The sequence below is a fragment of the Paraburkholderia sp. J76 genome, assembly GCF_905220295.1.
Taxonomy (GTDB): Bacteria; Pseudomonadota; Gammaproteobacteria; order Burkholderiales; family Burkholderiaceae; genus Paraburkholderia.
Genome location: NZ_CAJMZJ010000007.1, coordinates 204,405 through 228,275, shown reverse-complemented (window position 1 = coordinate 228,275; position 23,871 = coordinate 204,405). Strand labels below are relative to the sequence as shown.

The window sequence follows — 23,871 nt, the reverse complement described above, 5'->3', positions numbered from 1 at the left end:
CTACGAAAGCGCCCGCAAGTGCGCGCGTAGCTTGTCGACCTCGCCCTTTGCAAATCCCTTTTCTATCTCCTCATGCGTTTCCTGCCAGACCGGAAACGCGGCGCCGAGCAATCGATGCCCTTCGTCAGTAAGCCTGATCAAACGGCTGCGCTTGTCATCGGGGTCCTGCTCGATGACCACGAGGCCGCGCCGCTCCAGCGGCTTGAGCGCGGCCGTGAGCGTCGTGCGGTCCATGGCGAGCAGCGCCGCCACGTCTTTCATGCCGGGCGGATGCGGCCGGTTCAGCGACATCAGCAGCGAAAACTGCCCGTTCGTGAGATCGAGCGGACGCAGTACGTCGTCGAAGATGCGCGCGAGATTGCGCGCCGCCCGCTGCATATGCAGACACAGGCAGCAATCGCGCACCAATAGCGTGGTTTCGAAGGGAAGTTTCTTTGTGCGGGCCATGTTGCAATTATGTTGATATCAACCTATGCTGTCAAGGCCGGACGGGCGGCACGCCGTTGCCCCCTGTTTTTAGACCCGTAATCGAACCCGTAACCCGACCCGCAGTTGGAGGACACATGAGCGATCAGAAACTGTTTCTCGCTGTTTTTCTCGGTACCAAAGACAACGCCCCCATGAAGGCGTGGGCGGCGCTTCCCGAAGCCGATCGGCACGCGAAGGAGAAAGAGGGCATTGCCGCCTGGCATGCGTGGGTCGACAAGCACAAGGCGTCGATCGTCGATATGGGCGGTCCGCTCGGCAAGACCAAATCCATCGGCGAGCACGGCATCTCCGATACGTCCAACGCGCTAACGGGCTATACCGTGCTGCGCGCCGCATCGCACGAGGAGGCAGCGAAGCTGTTCGAAGGGCATCCGCAATTCACGATTTTTCCGGGCGCGGGCGTCGAAGTCATGCCCGTTCTGCCGATTCCCGGCGCATGAACGGAGCCGCGTCATGAAACTCTACGGTTTTGCCGGCACGCGTTCGCAACGCGCGCTATGGGGTCTCAAGGAGGTCGACGCCGATTTCGAATTCATCTCGGTCAATCTGCTCGAAGGCGAACACAAGCGGCCCGAGTACCTGCGCATCAATCCCGCGGGCAAGGTTCCGGTGCTGATCGACGGCGACCGCGTGATTCCCGAATCGGCTGCGATCGTGCTGTATCTCGCGGATAAATATCCGGAGAAGGCGCTCCTGCCCGCGGATCTCGAAGAGCGGGCGCAGGTGTATCGCTGGACGCTCTTCGCCGTCACCGAACTGGAGCAGCCGCTCTGGCGAATCACGCGGCACACGTTCGTTTATCCGCCCGAACAGCGCAGTCCCGCCGATATCGAACTGGCGCGAGAGGACTTCAAGGCGATGGCCGCGGTGCTCGAAAAGCATCTCGAAGGGCGCGAGTTCATCGTCGGCAACCAGCTCTCGGTGGCGGACTGCGTGACGGTTTATCTGATGGACTGGGCGAGCGTAGTCCAACTGCTGGATGGCTTCCCGCGTTTGCAGGCGTATCTGGACCGCCTCTACGCGCGCCCCGAGGCGCCGCAGCGCATAGCGGAAACGCGCAGGGCGGCATAAATGGAAAACGGCCCAATCGGATCACACCGATTGGACCGCTTCGTTACCGCACTACCTGAATTCAATGCGCCCGCGCATGCTCATGATCGACATGCGTGCGCGGCTGCGTCACCGTACTCACCACCGCAAGCACGATCACGTTCACGAACAGCGCGAGGAAGCCGATGTTGATGTCCTTGAACGCATCCGGCGCGAACGGAATCAACTGCGCCACGCTCACATGCGTGAGCGTCGTGACGATCACCACGAGCACGCCCGCCACGATGCCGCAGAACGCGCCTTGCTTCGTCACGCGGTTGCGCGCGGAGAGGCTGCACACCATCGCCGGGAAAAGCTGCGTGACGAAGTTGTAGCCCATCAGCAGCAGCGCGACGATGGTGTCGCCGCCATTGAGCGTGAAGCCCACCGCGACGAGCGCGACGATCGGCACGAAAATACGCGCGAGCTTCGCGACTCGCGCGTCGTCCGCGCTCTTCGCGAGGCCGCCGCGATAGATGTCGTTGGCGAGCAGCGTCGAAGCCGTGGTGAGAATCATCGAGCCCGGCACGAGCGCGGTGAGCACGCCCGCCGCGCCGATCACGCCCACGAACCACGGATCGAACGTCTGCAGCGCGAGGCGAAAGAGCGAGAGGTCGATGTCGCCGCCCTTCAGGCCCGGCACCTTGAGCACGGCCGCGAAGCCGCAGAAGAACACGAATAGCAGGATGAGCTGGTAGAGCGGCAGAATCATCGCGTTGCGGCGGAAGATGCGCTCGTTCTTCGCGGTGTAGACCGACATGAACGTGTGCGGCCACATGAAGAAGCCGAGCGCCGTGAGCAGCACGGTGGACTGGAACCATGTGACGCTCTGGCCGCGCGCCGGGAAGGTGAGGAAGCCGGGCTTGGCTGCGTCGATGGCGCGGAACATTTCGCTCAGGCTGCCGTAGTGGTGAATCGGCAGATAGATGCCGAGGAACACGGCGATGGCGAGAATCATCGTGTCTTTCACGACCGAGTTCCACGCGCAGCCGCGCACGCCCGAGACGATCACGTAGGCCGTGACCACGGCCGCGCCGATCCAGATCGCCGCCGTCGAGGAGATCGCGCCATAGGAGGCCGTCGTCACGATGATGCCGAGCCCCTTGAGTTGCAGCACGAGATACGGCACGAGCGCGAGCACGCCCACGCACGCCACCAGCACGCCAAGCGCCGGGCTCTGGTATTTGCGCGCGAAGAAGTGCGGCTGCGAAACGAGCCGGTGCTGCTTCGCGAAGCGCCATACGGGCGGCAGCATCCAGTACGAGAGGATGTACGCAAGCGTGCCGTAAGCCAGAATGTAGTAGACGGGCGCGCCCTTGCCATAAGCGAAGCCGCTGCCGCCGAGGAACGTGAAGGTCGTGTAGATCTCGCCGGCCATCAGCAGGAACACGAACGCGGTGCCGAAGCTGCGGCCGCCCACGGCCCACTGTTCGAGATTCATGTCGTGCCCGCGGCGGGCGCGCATGCCGAGATAGAGCGCGACGAGTGTCATCGCCGCGATGATGACGAGTGCGCTCATGGCCGCACCTCCGCATCGCCATCGTCCGAAAGCGCGCTCGCAAGCCGGTTGACCGGATCGAGCCGGTAGACGATCCCCATGATCGCCGCGGCCAGCACGACCCACATGACGATCCACGCCAGCACGAGCGGCATGCCGAGCACGAGCGGCTCGGTGCGATTGACGAACGGCACCCCTAAAAGGATGCCGATAAAGGGCAAGGCAGCGAGCAACCGCAGTGACATGGCAACTCCTCTTTCATATGAGAAGAAAAGAAACGTCGCGTCGGGGTGCGAGGCAAACCACTCTATGCTTGTGAACGCGCCCCGTAAAGCTGCCAAAAATACTGAAGCGTTGCCGCGCGGATTGGTGCAACGCGCCATTTCCCGCGCGCCCGCGACATCGATCAGGCACGCTAGACGCCGATCCGGCTACACTTCTCGCAGCCCGGCGCGCGCTGCGCATGCCCTTACCGGATCGCCTTCATGATCGAGAGCCTGATTTCAGACATTCTGTTCGGTTTCACCGGACTCATCAGCATCATCAATCCTTTGAGCGGCGCCTTTGTCTTTCTCGATCGCACCGCAACGCTGACCGACGAAGAGCGGCGCGTGCTCGCCAAACGCGTGGCGGTCAACGCGTTCTTCGTACTGGTCGTGGCGTTTTTCGTCGGCACGCCCATCCTGCATTTCTTCGGCATTTCCATGGAAGCGCTGCGTATCGGCGGCGGCCTCGCCGTGGCCGTGAGCGGCTGGCAAATGCTCAACGCGCCCGAGCCGGAGCCGGCCCTGGTCGATCATCCGGTCAAGCCCATGAGCCCGAGTTCGGCTGCGGGCAAGGCCTTTTTTCCGCTGACGATTCCGTTCACCACGGGGCCCGGCTCCATCGCCACAGCCATTGCGCTGAACGCCAACCGCACGCACAAGCTTTCGGCGTGGCTGCTTTCGAGCTTCGCCTCGATCGTGATTTCCGCGCTCGTCATGCTCGTGATCTATTACGTGTATAGCCGCTCCGCGCGGCTTTCGCAGTACCTGGGTGTGGAAGGCACGCGCGTGGCCATGCGCGTGTCGTCGTTTCTGCTCCTGTGCATCGGAGTGCAGATCATACTGACTGGCCTGACCGGCTTTCTCACGCCGATCGCCGACCTGCGCGCCGCGAAGTAGCGGCGCGTTCAAACGGGCCGGCGCACACGCGCCCTCACACGAAGGAGACCATCATGTGCCGCTGGCTCGCTTATACGGGCAATCCCGTGCAACTGGAAACGGTGCTGTTTCACGCACGCCATTCGCTGATCGACCAGAGCCTGCATTCGACCAAAGGCGCGACCACCACGAACGGCGACGGCTTCGGCATGGGCTGGTTCCAGGACCCGCACGACATTCCTTATCGCTATCGCAGCGTGCATCCGGCGTGGAACGACCGCAACCTGCGCGAACTCGCGCGCGCCGTGCGCGCGCCCATGTTCATCGCGCACATCCGCGCGGCCACGGACACGCCGGTGCAGGAAACGAACTGCCATCCGTTTCGTCACCGGCGCTGGATCTTCGCGCACAACGGGCTCATTCGCAGCTATCCGCTCATGCGGCGCGACCTGCTCGTGGCAATCGATCCGGATCGTTTCAACGCGCTGGAAGGTTCGACGGATTCCGAAACGATGTTCTATCTGGCCATGACGTTCGGCCTCGAAATCGATCCCGTCCCCGCGCTGGAACGCATGGCGGGTTTCGTGGAGGCCACGGCGAAAAAGCATGGCATCGAGCCGGCGCTCAACATGACCGTCTGCGCCTGCGACGGCGAGCAGATCGTCGCCGCGCGCTATTCGAGCGAGCGCAACTCGCGTTCGCTTTATCACACGACGTCGTTCCGGCATCTGCGCGAACTGTATCCCGACGACCCGCGCATCCAGGCGGCCGGCGACGACGCGTATCTGCTCGTTTCCGAGCCGCTCGGCGACACGCCCGATGTGTGGGCCGAAGTGCCGGAGTCGACGGCCATTCTCGTGCGCGGGGCAGAGGTCGAGTACCGGCCGTTCGTGCCGGTGGCGCCTTGAGCGGCGTAAGGGCGCGTTAGATCGGCGTCATGCGTTGCGGCGCATTTGCCGCGCCGCCGCGAGCGCGAGCACCTCGTCGAAGAGCGCTACATCCACAGGCTTCACGAGATGCCTCTCGAAGCCCGCTTCGCGCGTGAGTTCGATGTCGGCGGCCTGGCCGAAACCCGTCATCGCGGCGAACAGCGTGTGCTTGAGCGGCGGCAGAGCGCGCAGGGCGCGCAGCGTCGCATAGCCGTCGATCTCGGGCATGGCGATGTCGATGAGCGCGGCGTCGGGCGTGAAGCCGTCCACTTCCTTGCACGCGTGGGCGGCGCTGTACGCCACGCGCACGTCGTGCCCTTTGAGTTCGAGCAGCATGGCGAGGCTGTCGGCCGAGTCGCGGTTGTCGTCGACCACGAGCACGCGCAGCGGCGGCACGCCGGCCTCGGCGAGCGCGGCAACCTCGGCGGCGTCCGGGGCGAGCGGCGGCGCGTGCGCGCTCTCGCGCGCGAACGGCAGGCGAATCGTGAAGGTGCTGCCTTTGCCCGGCCCGTCGCTCGTGGCGGAGATGGTGCCCCCGTGCAGTTCCACAAGCGAGCGGCACAGCATGAGGCCGATGCCGAGCCCGTTTTCCGAGGGCCCCGGCACCGAGCGGTCCTGGCTGAAGAGGCCGAAAATCGACTCGTACGTGCCGGGCCGCAGCCCGCGCCCTTCGTCGCGCACCTGGATCTGCACGGCGCGCGAGATGGCGCGCACATCCACGACGATATGGCTGCTGTCGGGCGAAAACTTCGAGGCGTTGTGCAGCAGGTTCTGCAGCACCTGCACGAGCCGCGTGTGGTCGCCCATCATGGTGAGCGTCTCGTCGGGCATCTGCACGTTCACGTGCTGGCTGCGCGCCGAGGTGAACGGCTGCGCCGCGTCGATGGCGTGCGCGACCACTTCACGCAGATCGACGCTCGCCTCGCGCAACTCGATCTTGCCCGACGTGATGCGCCCGACGTCGAGCAGGTCGTCCACGAGCCGCGTGAGGTGCACGATCTGGCGGTCGATCATTTCGCTCGCGCGCTCGATGTCGGCGCTCGGCGCATCCCTCAGGCGCATGGTGGCCACGGCGTTGCGCACCGGCGCAAGCGGGTTGCGCAGTTCGTGCGCGAGCATGGCGAGGAACTGCTTCATCTGCTCGCTCGAATGCTCGAGTTCGTCGGTGCGGCGGCTCTCGGTCATGTCGCGCGTGACCTTCGCGAAACCCGTGAGGCGGCCGTGGCCGTCGTGTACGGCGGTGAGCGTAACGTTGGCCCAGAACATCGAGCCGTCCTTGCGCACGCGCCAGCCTTCCGTCGCGACGCGGCCAAAGTCCTTCGCGCGGCGCAGTTCGCGCTCGGGCAGGCCGGCGGCGACCTCCTCGGGCGGGTAGAACACGGAAAAATGCTGGCCGACGATCTCGGCCGGGCGATAACCCTTCAGGTTGGTCGCGCCGGAGTTCCAGCTCACCACGTGGCCTTGCAGGTCGAGCATGAAGATCGCGTAGTCGCTCACGCTTTCCACGAGCAGGCGAAAGCGCTCCTCGGAAAGCCGCAGCGCCTCGACCTGGCGGCGTTCGGCGGTCAGGTCGCGCGTGACCTTGGCGAAGCCGCCGAGCGAGCCGTCGCGCTCGCGCAGAGCCGTGATGACGACGTTGGCCCAGAACATGGAGCCGTCCTTGCGAACGCGCCAGCCTTCGTCGTTGAAGCGCCCATGCAGCGCGGCCTGCTCCAGTTCGTGATCGGGCCAGCGGCGCGCGTTGGCTTCATCGGTGTAGAAGCGCGAGAAGTGCTGGCCGATGATCTCGTGCGCTTCATAGCCCTTGATGCGGGCCGCGCCGCGATTCCAGCTCACAATGTAGCCATGCGCGTCGAGCAGGAAGATCGCGTAATCCTCGATCGGCTCCACGAGCGCCTCGAAGCGGCGTTCGTTGTGGCTTTCGGGGGCCACGTTGTGCGGGGCGAGGCCGGGGTCTGGCGTCGTCATGGTCCTCGGGTCTGTCATAGCGCCTGTTCACAGTCCGACAGGCTCTGGCATCTGGAAGCGGACTGCCCGCGCGCAGCGGGCGCCGCAGCTTACCACGCGCGCTGCCCGGAGCGGTCGTACTTTTCAGCCATTGCCGGAATGCCGGCGCGCACGTGGCGCTCCGCGCGGCGCACCTGGCGGGTAAGCAGCACGACGTGCGGCGGTACGACGCGGCGGGCCCGCAATGTCCAGAACGCGCCGCGCAGCAGCGCCACGCCCGCGGGTCCGAGCGAGCGCTCGCGCGCGAACACGGCGAGCGCGCGGCCGGTCGCCGCGATCGCGTCGCGCGCGGGCAAGCGCATCCACGCAACCCAGGCCGTGTTGCGCGCGAGCGCGCAATGCTGCGCGCGCGTGAACCACCGGTACAGCGGTTCGCGATGCGCGAGCGCCTGCTCGCAATAGACGATCTGGTGTCCGGCCGAAAGCATGTCGAGCGCGGCAAGCTCCTCGGCGCCGCCGTGCGAAAGCCGCTCCTCGTAGCCGCCGAGCGTGCGGAACACGGCCGCGCGGAAAATGCACGCGCCGGCCATGAAGTTCGCGAGCAAGGGGCCTGCCGCGCCTTCCGCGCCCGGCGACGTGGCGGCGAGCATCAGGCAGGCGGGATGGATTTCGCGTTCGTCGCCGCCCACCACGCGCGCGTTGAGCACGGCGACGTGTGCGTGGGCGTCCAGCAGTTGCGCCGCGCGCGCGAGGGCGCCGGGCGCGAACCAGGTGCTGTCGTCGCAGCACGCGACGTAATCGCTGCGCGCGAGCCTGACAGCGCGGTTGAACCCGGTCATGCCGTAATCGCCGAGCGACTGGACGATGCGTACTTGCGGAAATAGCGAAGCCAGCAGGGAGACGGTCGAATCCGTGGAGCCGTTGTCGGCCACGATGACGTCGGGGCGCTCGGGAAGGGCGGTGAGGCGCGCGACGGTATCGACGGTTTGACGCACGTTGTTGCGCGTGAGAACGACCACCGTCATGCGTGGCGCGCTGGGAGTTCCGGGGGCGTGGACGGAGTCGTTCATCGCAGCTAGCGGCGGGAGCCTGCCGGGGAGTTATTGAATTGATCTATGTCAGCATACGCCGATGGCGCGCGACATGCAGTACCTCAAATGTGCTAAGCGCAGCGGTGATGTTGCACTGCACGGTATGCAGATGCGCAAATTTCGCGCCGCGACCAGTGGCGCAATCGGCAGCGCGGTTAGCGGCTCACCCAGCGACTCAATCTCGGGCGCACACTTCGTCGAGATGGTCGAGCAGGTCGGCGGGATCCTCGTACACGCGCAGCGCGCCCGCGCGTTGCAGTTCCTCGGTGCCGTAGCCGCCCGACTGCAGGCCGATTCCGAGCGCCCGGCAGCGCTGGGCCGCGAGCATGTCCCAGACGCTGTCGCCCACCACGAGGCAGCGCTCGATCGGCACGTTCAGCCGCAATGCCGCGGCGACGAAAAGATCGGGGTCGGGCTTGGCGTGGCGCACTTCGTCGCGCGTGACCACGGTGGTGACGGCCGGGTCCACGCCCAGCGCCTGCAAATTCACCGAAGCCGTGGCGAGCCGCCCGCTCGTGGCGATCGCCCAGGGCACCTGCGCGGCGCTGAGCGCGTCGAGCAGCGCTCGCGCGCCGGGCAACGGGCGCACCTTGTCGGCATGGCGGCGATAGGCGTCGGCGTGTAGTTTTTGCAGGCGCGCGATGCGCTCGGGCGAGATCGCTTCGTGCGTCTCGCGCAGCAACTGGTTCATGAAGAGCCCGCCGCTCATGCCGATGCGCCGGTGAATGCGCCACACCGAAAGCTCGATGCCATCCGCGTCGAGCGCTTCCTTCCATGCGAGCACGTGCTGATAGACGCTGTCGACGAGCGTGCCGTCGAGGTCGAACAAAAAGGCCGATTCGTTGCGCATGGGTAGCTCCTCTGGCACGCGAAGATTACGTTGCGGTGGCGCAAAAAGTGTACGCCGCGCGCCGCCGCCGCGTCACGGTGCGCTGGCCGCGCTGGCTGAACTGGCGCCGGAGGCCGCCGCGCCTTGTGCGGCGCCCGCCTGCGGATACATCTGCAGCAGCACGCGCAGCACGCCGTTGGTCCACCCAAAGCCGTCCTGCAGCGGATATTCGCCGCCGCCCGCCGACGACGCCTTCGTAGCCGATTCGCTCACGTCGTACTTCTCGACCAGCTTTTGCGTGCGCGCGTAGTACGCCAGGTTTGTCGCGATCCAGCGCGTGGCGATTTCCTGGGCGAGGTCCTGTTCGCCGTAGCGGCGCAGCCCCATGACCGCGAGATATTGCAGCGGCGCCCAGCCGTTCGGCTCGTCCCACTGCTGGCCCGTGGCGATTTGCGTGGTCGCGAGGCCGCCCGGGCGCAGCAGGCCGGCGCGCACGGCGGCGGCCACGTCCTGCGCCTGCGCCTTCGTCGCGACGCCCGCATAGAGCGGATAGACGGTCGCCGCCGTGAGCCGGTGGGTGAGCGTGCGGTGCGCGAAGTCGTAGTCGCTGTACGCGTGCAACTGCGGGTCCCACAGCACGCGGTCGATGGCGTCGGCGCGTTGCTGCGCGCGCTTCGTCATCAGTTCGGCCTCGCGGGCGTCGCCCTTCAGGCCGTAGGCCTTCGCGAGCGTGCGTTCGAGAATCGCCATCAGCGAATTGAGGTCCACCGGCGCGAGCGAGGTCACGTCGATGGTCGCGAGCGTATGGCCGTCGGCGAGCCAGCGCGAGCTGTAATCCCAGCCCGTTTCCGCACCCGCGCGCAGATTGCGCCAGAGGTCCGAGGCGTCGCGCTGCGGCGTGGCCCGCGCGGTGAGGATGTCCTCGCGGTACGACTCGTCGCGCGGCCGGTTGCGCGCGTCCCAGTAACGGTTGAGCAGGGTGCCGTCGGGCAGGCGCACGAGATGGCGCGCGGCGTGGCCGGGCTTGAGCGTTTGCGCGCCGGCCATCCAGTAATCGTATTCCTTGCGCAGTTGCGGCAGATAGCGGAGGTAGACGCCGTCGCCGTCCTTTTGCGCGACGAGGCTCACCATCTGCGCGAAGAACGGCGGCTGCGAGCGGCTCAGGTAATACGTGCGATTGCCGTTCGCGATGTGCCCGTAGCGGTCGATCAGCGCGGCGAAGTTGTTCAGCTCGTCGAGCACGAGTTCGTGGCGGCCGCTCGCTTCGAGGCCGAGCATGATGAAGTACGAATCCCAGTAGTAGATCTCGTTGAAGCGTCCGCCCGGCACGACGTACGCATAGGGCAGCGGCAACAGCGACGAATACGGATTCGGCTTTGCGTCGGGGCGGCGGCTCAGCACGTCCCAAAGCGTATCGATGTGGGCCACCACGTTCTGGTTCGGATCGGAAACGTAGTGGTCCTGGGTTTGCGCCGGGGCCGTGAAGTACTGATTCACGAACTGCGTGAGGGCGGCCTTGCGCGCGGCATCGCCGGGGTCGCTCGCGTGCTGCTGGCGCCAACGTTCATAGGCCGCCCTGATCTGGGCGGGGCGCTCGTTGGGCAGCATGTCGGCGAACGTCTTGCTGTCGGGGAAGATCTGCGCGAGCTGCACGTCGTGATAAAGGCGGCCGTAGAGGTCGGCGGGCGTGGCAGGCTGGCTCTCTTTTGCCGCTTCGTGCTGCGCGGGCTCTTGTAATTCCTGCGTGCTGGCGGGCGCGCTGGCCGGGAGTGCGGTATCGGCGTCGGCGGCATAGGCGGTTGGGGCGAGCGGCCATGCGAGGCACAACGCGGCGGCGAGCGCGGCGGCAAACGAGGTGGCTAGCGGTGTGCGGCGGGTTTTCGGGGAGTATTCGGGTGAGCGGGAGCGGAGCGGCAAAGGCATGGGCTGGATGTTCTTGGTGAGCGAGGCGCGCGGGCGCATCGGTTAAGCGCAGGCGAAGCGTGCCAGGGAGCAATTCCCGTTCCGCCGAAAATCTGGCGGAAAGCGGGCAAATGCGGCGCTATTCGAAATCGGGATAGTCCATATTCTCGATATCGCGTTGCGCGATAACGGATGTCGCGGCGAAACTTGCGAAAAATCAATTCAGACAACGCCGCATCAGGAGACATCACATGCGCACTCAGGTTGGCATCATCGGCGCCGGGCCCGCGGGCCTGCTTCTTTCCCATCTTCTGCATTTGCGTGGCATCGACTCGGTCGTGCTGGAGCTGCGCGGCCGCGAGCAGATCGAATCGACCATTCGCGCCGGCGTGCTCGAACAGGGCACGATGGACGTGCTCACCGAAGCCGGCGTCGGCGCGCGAATGAAGGCCGAAGGCGCGCTGCATCACGGCTTCGAGCTGGCGTTCGAAGGCAAGCGCCGCCGCATCGATCTCACCGGTCTCACGGGCAAAGCCATCACCGTCTACGCGCAGCACGAAGTGCTCAAGGACCTCGTGGCCGCGCGCGTGGCCGCGGACGGCAAACTCTTCTTCAACGTTTCAAACACGTCGATTCACGGCGTGGAAACGAATACGCCGTCGATCCGCTTCACGCACGAAGGCGACGAGCACGAACTGCATTGCGACTACGTGATCGGCTGCGACGGTTTCCACGGCGTGTCGCGCGCCGCGATTCCGGCGGCGCTGCGCCAGGACTACGAGCGCGTGTTCCCGTTCGGCTGGTTCGGCATCCTCGCCGAGGCGCCGCCCACTTCCGGCGAACTGATCTACGCGCGCCACGATCGCGGTTTCGCGCTCATCAGCACGCGCTCGCCGAACGTGCAGCGCATGTATTTCCAGTGCGATCCGAAGGACAACGTCGAAAACTGGTCCGACGACCGCATCTGGGCCGAACTGCACGCGCGCGTCGATTCGCTCGAAGGCCATCAGGTGGTGGAAGGCAAGATCTTCCAGAAGAACATCGTGGGCATGCGCAGCTTCGTCACGACCACGATGCAGCATGGCCGCCTCTTTCTCGCGGGCGACGCGGCGCATATCGTGCCGCCTACCGGTGCGAAGGGCCTCAACCTCGCGGTGTCGGACGTGCGCGTGCTGACCGCGGCGCTCGTGGCGTTCTACAAGGAAGGCCGCACCGATCTGCTCGACGGGTATAGCGAAACGGCGCTGCGCCGCATCTGGCGCGCGGAGCACTTTTCGTACTGGATGACGCGCATGATGCACCGCCTCGACGACGCCACGCCGTTCGAGCAGCGTTTGCAGGTGGCGGAACTGGAGCATGTCACCACGTCGCGCGCCGCCGCGACGGCGATGGCCGAAAACTACGTGGGCGCGGTTGCGGTGTGAGTTAAGCGCAACGAATGAAAAGGCCGCGCGAGTCCCGAAGGGTTCACGCCCTCCTGCGTTTACGACGTCGCCGTGAGCGGCGCGATATTCAGTTCGCTGGCGATATCCGCAAAAGGCTTTCTCACGGAGTCGGGCAGCACGATGGTCTGCGTGTGCCGCGCACGATTTTCCGCTTCGTACTGGCCGGGATACTGCACCGGCTGCGCCGGGTCCTGCGGCGGGCAACTGAGCAGATAGTCGAGGAACGAACCCACCTCCTGCGAACGCCAGGTCGTGTTGAAATCGACCTGCGGATCGAGCACGAGCGCGAACAGATTATTGGTCGCCACGCCGTTGCGCGGGTTGTCCGGATGGATCGTCCCGCCGCCCGAGAGCACGCCCGCGAGCAGTTCCGCCACGAGCCCGAGCGCATAGCCCTTGTGCAGCCCGAACGGAAGCAGCGCGCCGGGCGGGTCGGCGAACAGCACGCCAGGGTCGTTGGTAGGCTGGCCGTTTGCGTCGATCACCGAGCCATCGGGTGCGGGCAGACCGTTTTCGGCGAGCACGCGCGCTTTGTTCACGGCGATGGCGCTGGTGGCGATGTCCACCACGAAGGGCGGCCGTCCGCCCGGCAGAGGACCCGCGAAGCACAGCGGGTTGGTCGTGAGCCGTGGCTCGCGGCCGCCGTATGGCGCGACGATCGGCGGCCGGTTGATCACGTTGCTGAACGCGAGCAGGACGAAACCCTGCGCCGCCACCATTTCGCCGTAATGGCCCATGCGTCCCAGGTGATGGCTGCGGCGCAGCGTCACGATGCACTGCCCGTGTTCGCGCACACGGGCGATCGCGTCTTCCATCACGACCTTGCCCACGTGCTGGCCGAAGCCGCTGTGGCCGTCGTAGCCGATCAGGCTGCCGCGATCGACCACGCGCTCGGCGCGGCCGTCGGCGGCGACGAAGCCCGCGGCGAGCACGCGCTTGTAGTTCGGCAGGATCGAGAGGCCGTGGCTCGCATAGCCCACGCGGTCTGCTTCGATCAGATGGTCGGCCACGTCGGCGGCGATGTCGTCGGGCACCGCGACGTGCGTGAGCACGGCCGTGGCGAAGCGGCGTGCGTCGTCGATATTGACTTCCATGAGCGGCTCCTCGCTAACGGTGCGACGTTCGGGTGCAGCGGTCAGATCCAGCCCAGCCAGCGCCACCACGTCGCGGCGAACAGCAGCAGGAGCACGTAGCCGACGACGGTCAGCACGATGCCCACGCGCGCGAACTGCTTCGCGGTGAACGTTTCGGTGGCGAGGCACACCATGTTTTGCGGCGCGTTGATCGGCAGGATGAAGCCGAAGCTCACGACGTAGCCGAGCAGCATCGTGAGACCGAGCCGGTTGAAGTCGCCCTGCATGGACTGCAGCACCGACACGAGAATCGGCAGCATCGCGGAGGTAAGCGCCGTCGCGCTCGCAAAACCGAGGTGAATGAGGATGAGAAACGCCGAGAGAATGGCGAAGGCCATGAACGGCGTGGCGGTGTCGAGCCCCGTGTGATGCGCGACGAGGTCGCCGAGCCATTGGCCCGCCTTCGTCGTGAGGAGCGCCGTGCCGAGACTGATGCCCACGCCGAACACGATCACCGTGCCCCAGGGAATGCGGCTTTGCACGGTTTTCCAGTCCATCACGCCAAAACGCGGCAACAGCAGCAGCACCAGACCCACGTAAGTGACCGAGGTGGTGTCGAACGGGTGCAGCTTGCCTTCGGTCGCCCAGAAGCACAGCAGGCCGATGGAAACGCCCAGCAGGCGCTTTTGCGGGCCAGTCATGGGGCCGAGTTCGCGCAGCGAGGCTTCGACGGCTTCCTTGCCGCCCGCGATGGCGTCGGCTTCGGGCGGCAGCATCTTGAGCACGATGAAGAGCAGCGCCGCCGACATCACGATCGCCCACGGCGCGCCCGCGATGAGCCAGTCGAGCCACGTGACGCGCGCGCCGAGCATCTTGTCCATGAAGCCCACGGTCAGCAGATTCTGCGCGGCGGCGGTCTGGATGCCGACGTTCCAGATGCTGGTGGCCTGCGCCACGACGATCATGATGCCCGCCGCGATGTTCGAGCGCTTGTCCACGCCGAACGCCGAAATCACGCCCACCATGATCGGCACGACGCACGCGCTGCGCGCGGTGGCGCTGGGCACCACGAGCGAGAGCACGATGGTCACGGCGACCGCGCCCATCAGGATGCGCCGCGTAGTCGTGCCGATGAGCGAGAGCGTGACGAGCGCGATGCGCCGGTCGAGACCGGTGACGGTCATCGCCGCGGAGATGAAGAGGGCGCCGGCCACGAGCGCGAGCGCGGAATTGGAGAAGCCCGCGAGCGCCATGCTGATGGCCCGGTTGGTGCCGTAATCGACGGCGGGGTTCTCGATGGTCGGCGCGGTGCCCACCAGAAACGCCATGAGCGAGGTGATGATGATGGCGCTCGCTTCGTACGACACGGCTTCGGTGAGCCAGACGACCACGGCGAACGCGAGGATGGCGAGCATGCGCTGGCCGGCGGGCGGCAAGCTGTCGGGCAGCGGCAGCAGAAGCACGACGACGAGCGCGACCACGCCCGCGATCAAGCCCACCGGGACGCCTTTTTTCTGCGGCGCGGCGCTCGCGTTGGCGGCTGGCTGGGGTGCGTTCATGGCGGTGACTCCATGTTGGGCATGCACGCGGCATCGCTGGCGATGGCTCGTGATGGCTCGCGGCGGCGCGCGTGCAGCGTCGAAAAGCGGCGGTGTTGCGGCTTGCGAACGAGTCGGCGCATTCGCTTCGCGGATGGTACTGCCATTCGACTGACGAAGCGTTTAGCGTGTGCGGCGGGAGCGCGAAAGCGGGGGGACGTGCAGCGTTCAGGCGCGCTGCGTGCAAAGAGAGGGTGAGAGCGTTTTAACCGGCTGTGCGGGGCAGCCGGTTAAAACGCGGGATGACAACTTTGCGTAGTCGGTATTACTGGCCAGCGTTAGCTTTCTTCTGTGCGTCCTGCAGGCTCTGCGGATAGTTCGGGTCGTTCAGCGCCGGCTTGTAGCCCGCATCTTCCAGCTTCTTCAACTCGGCGTTGTTCTTCGCGCGGGCTTGCTTGCGGTCGGCCTTGCGCTGCGCTTTGGCCTGAGCCTTGGCTTCTTTCTTTTGTTCCTTGGTGAGCGGTTGCGTAGCCTGGTCTGCGGCAGGCGCGCTGGCTTCCGTTTGCGCGAATGCCGGTGCGGCCACGCCGATCAGGAATGCGGCGGTAGCCGCGGCGAGAGTCAGCTTGCTGGTGGTGGAGCGCATTGATTCCCCTAATGATTGGTTTGAACGGCATACGGGGTGCCGGGAGAACGGTTGCCGGCCGCTGCGCGGAACGCCACGGCCAACACCCGTTGTTCAATGTAATCGATCCACAACAAAGACGGTAGCGAGCGCTGACCCTGGCTAGCCGTCAACCGCCGCCGCAAGCGGCTCAAGCGGCCCAAGCGCCTCAATCGCCTCAAGCGGCGAGTTTCGCGGCGGCGGCCGCCACGACGCGCGTGCGTTCGGCGAGGGACGCCGCTGTCTGCGCGCGCAACCGTTCCACGATGGCCGGCGGCGCGCTGGCGGGGTCGCCCGCGTCGAATGGCGGCGCGGGCGCGTACTCCAGTTCGAGCTGGAGCGCCTGGGCGGCTTCTTCGCCGATCAGCTCGGCGGCGAGCGTCAATGCGAAATCGATACCCGCGGTGATGCCGCCGCCGGTCAGCACGTTGCCGTCGCGCACCACGCGCGCTTTCACGGGCAGCGCGCCGAGCGGCTCCAGCAGTTCGTGGAAGGCCCAGTGCGTGGTCGCGCGGCGTCCGCGCAGCAGACCGGCCGCGCCGAGCACGAGCGCGCCCGTGCAAACCGAGGTGACATAGCGCGCCGTGCTCGCCTGGCGGCGCAGGAACGCGAGCGTTTCGTCGTCCGGGATCAGCCGGGACACGCCGCTGCCGCCCGGCACGCAGATCACGTCGAGCGGCGGGCAATCGTCGAAGGTCGTGTCGGGCGCGAGCATGAGGCCGGTGCTCGAGCGCACCGGATCGAGCGTCTTCCAGATGAGCCGCGCCCGGGTGTCCGGCATCGAGGCGAGCACGTCGTACGGGCCGGTGAGGTCGAGCTGCTGGACGTCGGGAAAGCAGAGGAATCCGATCTGTAGTGCCATGAGGTGTTTCCGGTCAAGGTTGAACCGCCGAAAGGGCCGGCGGCGTGCCGACGAACTGGAAATCACTGTAATCTCGCCACCGTGCGCGGCCGTGCCAAAAGCGGCGAAAAAACTGCCAGTGCGGCTCGCGCGAGTACAATCGCGCGCCGTGCACTACCGCAACAGGAAATACGCAACATGAATACGCCAGCCCCAGCCACGACCACCCCAAGCCGGACCCGTTCGTTCACGACGGTCTTCCTGATAGAGATGTGGGAGCGCTTCGGCTACTACGGCATGGCGGCGCTTCTGGTGCTGTTCATGGTCGAGCAGGTCGGCTTCGGCGACCGCCAGGCGAACCTCACCTGGGGCGCCTTCGTGGCGCTGGTTTTCTCGGCGCCGGCGCTTGGCGGATGGATCGGCGACCAGATTCTCGGCGCGCGGCGCTCCATGGTGGCGGGCGCCGTGATCCTCGCGGCGGGCTACTTCATGCTCGCGCTGCCCAACGACAGTTTGAGCCACATGTACGCGTCGCTGGGCGTGATCGTGGTCGGCAACGGTCTGTTCAAATCGAATGCGGCGAACCTCGTGAGGCGCATCTACGAGGGCGACGACGCGCAGCTCGACAGCGCGTTCACCATCTACTACATGGCCGTGAACATCGGCTCGACCGTCTCGATGCTCGCCACGCCGTGGATCAAGGAGCACTGGGGCTGGCACGCCGCGTTCGGCGTGTGCTGCGCGGGCATGGCGCTCGGCATCGGCAATTTCCTGCTGATGCGCCGCACGCTCGCGCGCATCGGTTCCGCTCCCGACGACCAGCCGCTGCACCTGGGCCGGGCCGCGCTCGTGGCGGTGGGCGCCGTGGCGCTCGGCGCGGCGACGATGTTCGTGCTCCAGCACGAGACGATCGCGCGCGATTGCGTCTATGCCGCGGCCGCCGCCATTCTCGCGATATTCGGCTGGATGCTCGTGCGCTGCGAGCATGCCGAGCGCGCGGGCCTGATCGCCGCGCTCATCCTCACGTGCCAGGTGATCCTGTTCTTCGTGTTCTATCAGCAGATGTCGACTTCGCTCACGCTCTTCGCGCTGCGCAACGTCGATCCGCAGTTTTCGCTGTTCGGCATCGCGCTGTTCAAATGGAGCCCGGCGCAGTTTCAGGCGCTCAACCCCATCTGGATCATGGTGCTCTCGCCGGTGCTCGCCGTGCTTTATACGTCGCTCGCCCGGCACGGCCGCGACGTGCCCGTGGCGGTGAAGTACGCGCTCGGCTTCGCCGTGGTGGCCGCGGGCTTTTTCGTGTTCGCGGCGAGCGGGCGTTACGCGGTGCAAGGGCGCGTGTCGTCGTGGTTCATGGTGGCCGGCTACGGGCTCTATTCGCTCGGTGAACTGCTCGTGAGCGGCCTCGGCCTTGCGATGATCGCGCGCTACGTGCCAGCGCGAATGAGCGGCTTCATGATGGGCGCGTACTTCGTCGCGACCCGCGTTTCGCAATATCTGGGCAGCGTGGTCGCGAATTTCGCGCAGATGCCCTCGGGCGCACTCGATCCGCTGACCTCGTTGCCGCTCTATACGCGGCTTTTCACGGGCCTCGGCTGGCTCGCATCGCTCGGCGTGCTGGTGGCCGTGCTGCTGTTGCCGCTCATGAGCCGCCTCTCGCGGGAGCATCACGCAAAATGCGGCGCGCAGGCCACGCGCGAGCCGCGAGCTGAAAGCATCGAATAATCGATTGGCGCAACGGGGGCGCGCCGCGTTCAGCCGCTGCCTGATTTGCTGCGGCTGAAGCGGCGCGTTTCCCGCTTCGAACTTCTGCTTCGCACTCAGGCGGGCATCTTGCGGAACGTCACGGCGATGCGGTTCCAGCCATTGATAGCGATGATCAGCAGCGTGAGGTCGGCGATCTCCTGATCGCTGAAGTGCGGCTTCACGCGTTCCCAAACGTCGTCGGGCACATGCGTTTGTGCGAGCAGCGTGACCGACTCGGTCCATTCGAGCGCCGCGCGCTCGCGCTCGGTGAAGAACGGCGTTTCGCGCCACACCGATACCGTGGCGAGCCGGCGCGCGGTTTCGCCGCCCTGGCGCGCGTCCGTGGTGTGCATGTCCACGCAGAACGCGCAGCCGTTGATCTGCGAAGCGCGCAGGCGCACCAGTTCCGCGAGCGGCTTTTCGATCGAGCTTCTGCTCGCCCGCTCCTCAAGTGCGATCATGGCCTTCGTGCCTTCCGGGCTGGCCTTGTAGAAATCCAGACGTTGCTGCATGAGCGTTCACCTTTTGAGTTGAATGGCGTAACCACAAGCGCACTTTAGGCGCTACGCTGGCGCGTTCACATAGCCATTCTGGCAATATTTCGGGTGACCACTTTCGCTCTCGTCGAACGCTAACAACAGCGTCATCATGGAACTCCACGTTACTGTGTCGGGCCGTCGCGACCTCGCGGGCCAGATCTATCGCCAGCTACGCGACAGCATCGTCGACGGCCGCCTCGCGGGCGGCACGCGCCTGCCGTCCACGCGCGATCTCGCGTTGCAGCTTGGCGTTTCGCGCAAGACGACGCTCGATGTCTTCGAACGCCTGCTCGCCGAAGGCTATCTGAACTCGCGGCGCGGCTCGGGCACATTCGTCGCCGACACGCTCGAACGTCTGCCCGCGCGCGAGCGCGGTCATCCGAATCCGCAGATTCGCGCGGCCACCGCGGGGGCCGGCGTCGCCACTTCGGTGCACAAGGCGCAGGCCACGCCGTGGTGGCGGCGCCAGGCCGAAGCGCTGCACGGCTCGGTGCCGCGTCTGGACCCGCGGCTCGCATGCGACTTCGCGGGCGGCATCACCGACAAGTCGCGCTTTCCCTTCGACATCTGGCGGCGCTGCATCAACGATGCGCTGCGCGTGCAGGCGCGCGGTTACGGCATGTATCGCGAACCGGCGGGCGAGGAGAAGCTGCGCCTCGCGGTGTCGCGCTATCTCGCGTTCAACCGCGCGGTGCAGGGCAACTGGCAGGACGTGATCGTCACGCAGGGCGCGCAGCAGGCGCTCGATCTGCTCGCGCGGGTGACGCTCTCGCCGGGCGACGTGGTCGCCGTGGAAGACCCGGGCTATCCGCCCGCGCGCGACATCTTCGCCGCATTGGGCGCGAAGGTCGTGCCGGTGCCCGTGGATCGCGAGGGGCTCGTCGTCGCGCGTTTGCCCAAAACGGCGCGGCTCGTCTACGTCACGCCTTCGCACCAGTTTCCGCTCGGCATGCCGATGAGTCTCGCGCGGCGCGTAGCGCTGCTCGAATGGGCGCAGGCGCGCGGCGCGCTCGTGATCGAAGACGACTACGACTGCGAATACCGCTTCGAAGGCCGCTCGATGGAGCCGCTCAAGAGCCTCGACAACGCCGGTTTCGTAGCCTACGTGGGCACGTTTTCGAAGACGATGTTCCCGGAACTGCGCGTGGGCTACATGGTGCCGCCTGCCGCGCTGGCCGCGCCGCTTGCCCGTGCGCGGCAGATCGGCGACGCCCACGGCTGCGTGCTCACGCAGACGGCGCTCGCCGACTTCATGCTCAACGGCCATTTCGCGCGCCATGTGCGGCGCATGCATCAGACGTATTCGAAGCGCCGCGACATGCTGCTCGCGCATTTGCGCGGTCCGCTTGCGCCGTGGCTCGAACCCGTCATGCCGAACACGGCGGGCCTGCATCTGGCGGCGCGGCTCGTCGCGCCGCTCGACGCCGCAGCCGTGGCGCAGGCCGCGCGCGGCGCATCGATCGGGCTGCATCCGCTCGCGCCGTTTCATCTCGAAGCGCCTGTGCAGAGCGGTTTTCTGTTCGGTTACGGCGGCGTCGACACCGAGCGTATCGACGCCGCGCTGACGTCGCTCGCCACGCTGTTGCGCACGCTTTGACTGCTGTTTGCCTTCGCGGCGAAACCGGCATGGCAGCCGAAATCATGCAAAAACGCCATACGTATGGCGTTTTCCTGACGAGCGCGCCATCCGTCGCGCTAGGCGAAGTGCGTTGCCCGCGAGTGTTTCCGTTGCGCCAGGTGCACGTTTACCCCTGTAAACAGGCGTCAAAATGTGTTCGAGAGTCAGCGCCGCGCAACAAAATCGTAACGACAATGCAAAAGCTTCACGCAAAACGCTTGCGCGTATGTAGAATCCGCCGTTGAAGCACGTGCATTCCGCAGTGCTTCTTCGATTCACTGACCAACACTGGTAGGAGAAACATGCCGACTTCCGCAAAGAAAGTGGCCAAAAAGGCAGCTGCCCCGGCCAAGAAGGTTGCCGCAAAGAAAGCGCCCGCCACCAAGACGGCCGCAGCTAAGAAGGTCGCCGTGAAGGCGTCCGGCGCACCGACGCCGATCAAGGACACCTTCACGAAGGCCTCGCTGGCTACCCACGTCGCTGAGCGTGCAGGCGTCGAACCGAAGGCTGCCAAGGCCGTGCTCGCCGCGCTGGAAGACACGATCCTCGGTTCGGTCCACAAGAAGGGCGCTGGCGAATTCACGCTGTCGGGCCTTCTGAAGATCGTCGTGCAGGCCGTGCCGGCGAAGAAGAAGCGCTTCGGCAAGGATCCGTTCACGGGCGAAGAGCGCTGGTTCCCGGCCAAGCCCGCATCGGTCCGCATCAAGGCGCGCGCCCTGAAGAAGCTGAAGGACGCAGCAGCAGCCTGATCTCGCTGATCGCGCAGCAAGCCGCGGCCTTCGGGTAGCGGCTGCCGTCAGTACCAGAAAATCCCCGTTGGCGTCGAGCCCACGGGGATTTTTCATTTGGTGCAGTTGGCGCGTACGATGTTGGTGCATCATGTTCTGATGTTATGGTAAGAAATCCGGCACAATGCTCCGTGCTTTACGGGGTATATGTCATCGATAACGTGCGTGAGCGATGCCATGCGCCGAAGATTTGGAATTTCCATAACAAGGCACTATGCAAGCAGCCGATCTCAGTTTGCGCCAGGTGGAAGCGTTTCGCGCGTTGATGCAGTGGCGCACCGTCACGCGCGCGGCGCAGGCGCTGGGCATATCGCAGCCCGCGGTGAGCCGTCTGCTCGCCGACTTCGAAGCGAAGGTCGGGTTCGCGCTTTTCGAGCGCCGCCAGAGACGTTTGCTACCCACCGCCGAGGCGCACGCGCTACAAGACGAAGTCGAGCGCGCGTTCTTCGGCTTCGAGCGCGTGGCCCAGGCCGCCGCGCAGATTCGCGCGCAACGTCGCGGCGTTGTTCGCGTCGCCGCTTCGGCCGATCTTTGCGCCGACTTCCTGCCGCGCGTGGCCGCCGCGTTCGCGAGCGAGCATGAAGGCGTCGATCTCGAACTGCTGACGGGCGAGGCCGCCGAAATAGCCGGGCGCGTCGCGGCGCAGCGCTACGATCTCGGGTTCGTCGCGCAAGCGGTCGCGCATCCTGGCGCGCGTCTCGAATATCTGGGCGAATGGCCGCTGCGCTGCATCGTGCCGCGTGGGCACCGGCTCGCGCGCAAGCGCGTGATTCATGCGCAGGATTGCGCGGGCGAACGCTTCATTTCGTTTGCCGCGGCGAGCGAGGCGCGCCTTGGCATCGACCGTCTTTTTGCCGAGTGCGGCGTGGTGCGCGAGCCTGGCGTCGAAGCGGCGCTCGCGCAATCCGTCGTGGCGATGGTGGAAGCGGGAATGGGCATCGCGCTCGTCGACGCGCTCACGGCGCAGCACGCGAGCGCGCGGGTGAGCGTGAAGCGGTTCACGCCCGCGCTGTCGAGCGGGCTCCATGTCGTGCGCGGCACGCAGCGCGCGCCCACGGCGCTGGCCGATGCGTTCGTGTGGCACGCCGTAGCCGCGCTGGCGAAGGTGCGCTGAGGCTGTTTTGGCGCGGGCGCCTGACGCGAACCGCGTGCCTTGGAGGATTGCTTCTAAAACCGCGCGGGCATAAAAAAACCAGCCAGGGCTTGCGCCCGTGGCTGGTTTGTGCAGCGTGTGGTTTTTAGCTGCGTGGTCTCGCTCGCTGTGCGGAAAGGCTCGTCAGCCAGTTCCGGCGCCGGGCCGAAGCCCGGAACAAAGCGTGGCTTAGAACTTGTGGCGGATGCCCAGGCTGACCAGGGTCTGCGAGCTGGAAGCCGAGTTGAAGCCGTACGAGCCGATCGATGCGCCGGCTGCCGTGCCTGCCGGCTCGCCCGGTTGCTGGCCGTTGGCGTGCTGCCATGCGGCGACGCCGTACAGGTCCGTGCGCTTCGACAGGTTGTAGTCCGCGCCGATCGAAACCTGGTTGTACGTGTTCGACGAGTCGCCGGCACCGTGCGTCCAGGTGTAGCCGAGGCCGAGCAGCAGGGCCGGGTTCAACTGGTAGCCGAGGAAGCCGGCAGCGACGTTGTAACGCTGGGTCGAATCGAACGTCGAGTAGCCGTCAGGACGGACTTGAACGTTGCTGTAACGTGCGCCGAACGTGAACGGGCCGGCGACGTACTGCGCAGCGACCGCAGCGGTGCCGACCGACTTGGCCGAAGCGTAAGCCGAGTTGATCTGGCTGTCGAACATGGCGCCCGAGGTTGCGCCCGAAGCCCAGCCCACCGTGCCGTCCGAAGCCGTACGAGCGGCCAGCGACGCAGCGTTGTCCATGCGGAAGTAACCAGCGGCGATGTTGAACGAGCCGACGCCGTACGTAGCAGCCGCGCCCCAGCTTTGACCCGAACCGGTCGCGCCAGCCACGCCGCCCAGTGCGTACATGCCTTCGAACTGGAAGCCTTGCAGGTTCGGCGAGACGTACTTGATGCCGTTGTTCGTGCGCGAGCTGTTGTCGTTGTTGTCGACGTCGCCCGGCGTTGCGAACGTGCTGCCGAAGTAGTTGTCGCCCGTCAGCGGCTGAATCATGTCGACCAGCGGGTCGTACTGGCGGCCGAGCGTGACCGTACCGAACTGGTCGTGCGTCAGGCCGACGAATGCCTGACGGCCGAACATCAGGCCGCCCTGACCGAGCTTGCCGGTGTTGATGTCAAAGCCGTTTTCCAATTGGAAAATTGCCTTCAGACCGCCGCCCAGATCTTCCGTGCCCTTCAGGCCCCAGCGGTTGCCCGACAGGTTGCCGCCAGCGAGACCGACGAGGTTCTTGTTCGCGCCGTTGGCGTCCATCGTGTTGTGCGCCCACTGGATCGATTCGTCGATCACACCATAGAGGGTCACGCTGCTTTGAGCGTGCGCGGTGCCGGCTGCGGCCAAGAGGGCCAGCGAGAGGGTCGAGAGAGCGACTCGTTTCATTCTGTTTTCTCCACGCAGAAATTGTGTAGTTGTTGCGCGATGGAGAATAACGCAGCAGGTCAGGCGACCTGAACTGAAAAAATAAAGTTTGTCGCAAAAACCTGACACCGCCCAGGATCCCTTGTCACACGGGGCCTGCGTCGATTATGTCGATTTTAGAAATATTGGATTGTTGACCGGGCATTATTGTTGTTTTT

22 protein-coding genes are annotated in these 23,871 nt (G+C 65.8%); 9 read left to right on the top strand and 13 right to left on the bottom strand.

The window, feature by feature from the left end; all coding sequences use genetic code 11:
- On the bottom strand, window positions 1–447 hold the full coding sequence (locus tag U5768_RS15990; RefSeq protein ID WP_322031380.1) for a MarR family transcriptional regulator: 447 nt from the start codon (window positions 445–447) through the stop codon (window positions 1–3).
- A gap of 116 nt (window positions 448–563) precedes the next feature.
- On the opposite strand from U5768_RS15990, the gene U5768_RS15985 reads away from it, so the two are divergent.
- Window positions 564–929, top strand: coding sequence for a hypothetical protein (locus U5768_RS15985; protein ID WP_322031379.1), 366 nt, complete (start codon window positions 564–566; stop codon window positions 927–929).
- Window positions 930–942: 13 nt separating this feature from the next.
- Entirely contained in the window at window positions 943–1,560 is a 618-nt protein-coding gene (locus U5768_RS15980; protein WP_322031378.1) for a glutathione S-transferase family protein, read from the top strand.
- Window positions 1,561–1,621: 61 nt separating this feature from the next.
- On the opposite strand, the gene U5768_RS15975 is transcribed toward U5768_RS15980, so the two are convergent.
- Together U5768_RS15975 and U5768_RS15970 are read right to left on the bottom strand one after the other, a co-directional pair.
- Window positions 1,622–3,097: a sodium:solute symporter gene (locus U5768_RS15975; RefSeq protein ID WP_322031377.1), complete on the bottom strand. Its 1,476-nt coding sequence runs from the start codon at window positions 3,095–3,097 to the stop codon at window positions 1,622–1,624.
- Window positions 3,094–3,321, bottom strand: coding sequence for a DUF3311 domain-containing protein (locus tag U5768_RS15970; protein WP_322031376.1), 228 nt, complete (start codon window positions 3,319–3,321; stop codon window positions 3,094–3,096). Before U5768_RS15970 ends, U5768_RS15975 begins: the two co-directional genes overlap by 4 nt.
- A 240-nt stretch (window positions 3,322–3,561) precedes the next feature.
- On the opposite strand from U5768_RS15970, the gene U5768_RS15965 reads away from it, so the two are divergent.
- Window positions 3,562–4,239, top strand: a complete 678-nt coding sequence (locus U5768_RS15965) for a MarC family protein (RefSeq protein ID WP_322031375.1) — start codon at window positions 3,562–3,564, stop codon at window positions 4,237–4,239.
- 53 nt (window positions 4,240–4,292) lie between these two features.
- Window positions 4,293–5,126, top strand: coding sequence for a class II glutamine amidotransferase (locus tag U5768_RS15960; RefSeq protein WP_322031374.1), 834 nt, complete (start codon window positions 4,293–4,295; stop codon window positions 5,124–5,126).
- A gap of 27 nt (window positions 5,127–5,153) precedes the next feature.
- Here the strand turns inward: U5768_RS15960 and U5768_RS15955 are convergent, their stop codons facing one another.
- The 4 genes from U5768_RS15955 to treF all read right to left on the bottom strand — a co-directional run bounded on the left by U5768_RS15955 (window position 5,154) and on the right by treF (window position 10,937).
- Entirely contained in the window at window positions 5,154–7,133 is a 1,980-nt protein-coding gene (locus U5768_RS15955; protein WP_415913914.1) for a PAS domain S-box protein, read from the bottom strand.
- 71 nt (window positions 7,134–7,204) lie between these two features.
- On the bottom strand, window positions 7,205–8,119 hold the full coding sequence (locus tag U5768_RS15950) for a glycosyltransferase family 2 protein (protein ID WP_322031372.1): 915 nt from the start codon (window positions 8,117–8,119) through the stop codon (window positions 7,205–7,207).
- Between the two features lie 241 nt (window positions 8,120–8,360).
- A complete protein-coding gene (locus U5768_RS15945) occupies window positions 8,361–9,035 on the bottom strand; it encodes an HAD family hydrolase (RefSeq protein ID WP_322031371.1) in 675 nt (224 codons plus the stop codon).
- A gap of 72 nt (window positions 9,036–9,107) precedes the next feature.
- On the bottom strand, window positions 9,108–10,937 hold the full coding sequence (gene treF / locus U5768_RS15940) for an alpha,alpha-trehalase TreF (protein WP_322031370.1): 1,830 nt from the start codon (window positions 10,935–10,937) through the stop codon (window positions 9,108–9,110).
- A gap of 230 nt (window positions 10,938–11,167) precedes the next feature.
- Between treF and U5768_RS15935 the strand changes: the two genes are divergently transcribed.
- On the top strand, window positions 11,168–12,340 hold the full coding sequence (locus U5768_RS15935) for a 4-hydroxybenzoate 3-monooxygenase (RefSeq protein WP_322031369.1): 1,173 nt from the start codon (window positions 11,168–11,170) through the stop codon (window positions 12,338–12,340).
- A gap of 59 nt (window positions 12,341–12,399) precedes the next feature.
- Here the strand turns inward: U5768_RS15935 and U5768_RS15930 are convergent, their stop codons facing one another.
- The 4 genes from U5768_RS15930 to U5768_RS15915 form a co-directional block, all read right to left on the bottom strand.
- Complete coding sequence (locus U5768_RS15930) at window positions 12,400–13,455, bottom strand: Ldh family oxidoreductase (protein ID WP_322031368.1); 1,056 nt, start codon at window positions 13,453–13,455, stop codon at window positions 12,400–12,402.
- Window positions 13,456–13,496: 41 nt separating this feature from the next.
- Entirely contained in the window at window positions 13,497–14,993 is a 1,497-nt protein-coding gene (locus U5768_RS15925; protein ID WP_322031367.1) for a DASS family sodium-coupled anion symporter, read from the bottom strand.
- Between the two features lie 304 nt (window positions 14,994–15,297).
- Window positions 15,298–15,618 carry a DUF4148 domain-containing protein gene (locus tag U5768_RS15920; RefSeq protein ID WP_322031366.1) on the bottom strand — a complete coding sequence of 107 codons (321 nt, stop codon included), beginning with the start codon at window positions 15,616–15,618 and terminating at the stop codon, window positions 15,298–15,300.
- Between the two features lie 196 nt (window positions 15,619–15,814).
- Window positions 15,815–16,498 carry a DJ-1/PfpI family protein gene (locus U5768_RS15915; protein ID WP_322031365.1) on the bottom strand — a complete coding sequence of 228 codons (684 nt, stop codon included), beginning with the start codon at window positions 16,496–16,498 and terminating at the stop codon, window positions 15,815–15,817.
- 177 nt (window positions 16,499–16,675) lie between these two features.
- On the opposite strand from U5768_RS15915, the gene U5768_RS15910 reads away from it, so the two are divergent.
- Window positions 16,676–18,202 (top strand): oligopeptide:H+ symporter, encoded by a 1,527-nt coding sequence (locus U5768_RS15910; RefSeq protein ID WP_322031364.1) that lies wholly within the window; start codon window positions 16,676–16,678, stop codon window positions 18,200–18,202.
- A 95-nt stretch (window positions 18,203–18,297) separates the two neighbouring features.
- On the opposite strand, the gene U5768_RS15905 is transcribed toward U5768_RS15910, so the two are convergent.
- Window positions 18,298–18,735, bottom strand: coding sequence for a carboxymuconolactone decarboxylase family protein (locus tag U5768_RS15905; protein ID WP_322031363.1), 438 nt, complete (start codon window positions 18,733–18,735; stop codon window positions 18,298–18,300).
- Window positions 18,736–18,871: 136 nt separating this feature from the next.
- On the opposite strand from U5768_RS15905, the gene U5768_RS15900 reads away from it, so the two are divergent.
- The 3 genes from U5768_RS15900 (at window position 18,872) to U5768_RS15890 (ending at window position 22,282) form a co-directional block, all read left to right on the top strand.
- Complete coding sequence (locus tag U5768_RS15900; protein ID WP_322031362.1) at window positions 18,872–20,359, top strand: PLP-dependent aminotransferase family protein; 1,488 nt, start codon at window positions 18,872–18,874, stop codon at window positions 20,357–20,359.
- Between the two features lie 323 nt (window positions 20,360–20,682).
- On the top strand, window positions 20,683–21,129 hold the full coding sequence (locus tag U5768_RS15895; RefSeq protein WP_158760958.1) for an HU family DNA-binding protein: 447 nt from the start codon (window positions 20,683–20,685) through the stop codon (window positions 21,127–21,129).
- A gap of 253 nt (window positions 21,130–21,382) precedes the next feature.
- Complete coding sequence (locus U5768_RS15890) at window positions 21,383–22,282, top strand: LysR substrate-binding domain-containing protein (RefSeq protein WP_322031361.1); 900 nt, start codon at window positions 21,383–21,385, stop codon at window positions 22,280–22,282.
- A gap of 207 nt (window positions 22,283–22,489) precedes the next feature.
- Here the strand turns inward: U5768_RS15890 and U5768_RS15885 are convergent, their stop codons facing one another.
- Window positions 22,490–23,674, bottom strand: a complete 1,185-nt coding sequence (locus tag U5768_RS15885) for a porin (RefSeq protein WP_322031360.1) — start codon at window positions 23,672–23,674, stop codon at window positions 22,490–22,492.
- Window positions 23,675–23,871: the final 197 nt, after the last annotated feature.

Excerpts from the sequence above, each read along its gene's own strand:
- U5768_RS15890 (WP_322031361.1), top strand. The coding sequence starts at position 21,383 with ATGCAAGCAGCCGATCTCAGTTTGCGCCAGGTGGAAGCGTTTCGCGCG.
- U5768_RS15975 (WP_322031377.1), bottom strand. The coding sequence starts at position 3,097 with ATGAGCGCACTCGTCATCATCGCGGCGATGACACTCGTCGCGCTCTAT.
- U5768_RS15955 (WP_415913914.1), bottom strand. The coding sequence starts at position 7,133 with ATGACAGACCCGAGGACCATGACGACGCCAGACCCCGGCCTCGCCCCG.
- U5768_RS15990 (WP_322031380.1), bottom strand. The coding sequence starts at position 447 with ATGGCCCGCACAAAGAAACTTCCCTTCGAAACCACGCTATTGGTGCGC.
- U5768_RS15935 (WP_322031369.1), top strand. The coding sequence starts at position 11,168 with ATGCGCACTCAGGTTGGCATCATCGGCGCCGGGCCCGCGGGCCTGCTT.
- U5768_RS15965 (WP_322031375.1), top strand. The coding sequence starts at position 3,562 with ATGATCGAGAGCCTGATTTCAGACATTCTGTTCGGTTTCACCGGACTC.
- U5768_RS15920 (WP_322031366.1), bottom strand. The coding sequence starts at position 15,618 with ATGCGCTCCACCACCAGCAAGCTGACTCTCGCCGCGGCTACCGCCGCA.
- U5768_RS15910 (WP_322031364.1), top strand. The coding sequence starts at position 16,676 with ATGAATACGCCAGCCCCAGCCACGACCACCCCAAGCCGGACCCGTTCG.
- U5768_RS15895 (WP_158760958.1), top strand. The coding sequence starts at position 20,683 with ATGCCGACTTCCGCAAAGAAAGTGGCCAAAAAGGCAGCTGCCCCGGCC.
- U5768_RS15960 (WP_322031374.1), top strand. The coding sequence starts at position 4,293 with ATGTGCCGCTGGCTCGCTTATACGGGCAATCCCGTGCAACTGGAAACG.
- U5768_RS15970 (WP_322031376.1), bottom strand. The coding sequence starts at position 3,321 with ATGTCACTGCGGTTGCTCGCTGCCTTGCCCTTTATCGGCATCCTTTTA.
- U5768_RS15985 (WP_322031379.1), top strand. The coding sequence starts at position 564 with ATGAGCGATCAGAAACTGTTTCTCGCTGTTTTTCTCGGTACCAAAGAC.
- treF (WP_322031370.1), bottom strand. The coding sequence starts at position 10,937 with ATGCCTTTGCCGCTCCGCTCCCGCTCACCCGAATACTCCCCGAAAACC.
- U5768_RS15905 (WP_322031363.1), bottom strand. The coding sequence starts at position 18,735 with ATGCAGCAACGTCTGGATTTCTACAAGGCCAGCCCGGAAGGCACGAAG.
- U5768_RS15915 (WP_322031365.1), bottom strand. The coding sequence starts at position 16,498 with ATGGCACTACAGATCGGATTCCTCTGCTTTCCCGACGTCCAGCAGCTC.
- U5768_RS15945 (WP_322031371.1), bottom strand. The coding sequence starts at position 9,035 with ATGCGCAACGAATCGGCCTTTTTGTTCGACCTCGACGGCACGCTCGTC.
- U5768_RS15950 (WP_322031372.1), bottom strand. The coding sequence starts at position 8,119 with ATGACGGTGGTCGTTCTCACGCGCAACAACGTGCGTCAAACCGTCGAT.
- U5768_RS15930 (WP_322031368.1), bottom strand. The coding sequence starts at position 13,455 with ATGGAAGTCAATATCGACGACGCACGCCGCTTCGCCACGGCCGTGCTC.
- U5768_RS15885 (WP_322031360.1), bottom strand. The coding sequence starts at position 23,674 with ATGAAACGAGTCGCTCTCTCGACCCTCTCGCTGGCCCTCTTGGCCGCA.
- U5768_RS15925 (WP_322031367.1), bottom strand. The coding sequence starts at position 14,993 with ATGAACGCACCCCAGCCAGCCGCCAACGCGAGCGCCGCGCCGCAGAAA.
- U5768_RS15900 (WP_322031362.1), top strand. The coding sequence starts at position 18,872 with ATGGAACTCCACGTTACTGTGTCGGGCCGTCGCGACCTCGCGGGCCAG.
- U5768_RS15980 (WP_322031378.1), top strand. The coding sequence starts at position 943 with ATGAAACTCTACGGTTTTGCCGGCACGCGTTCGCAACGCGCGCTATGG.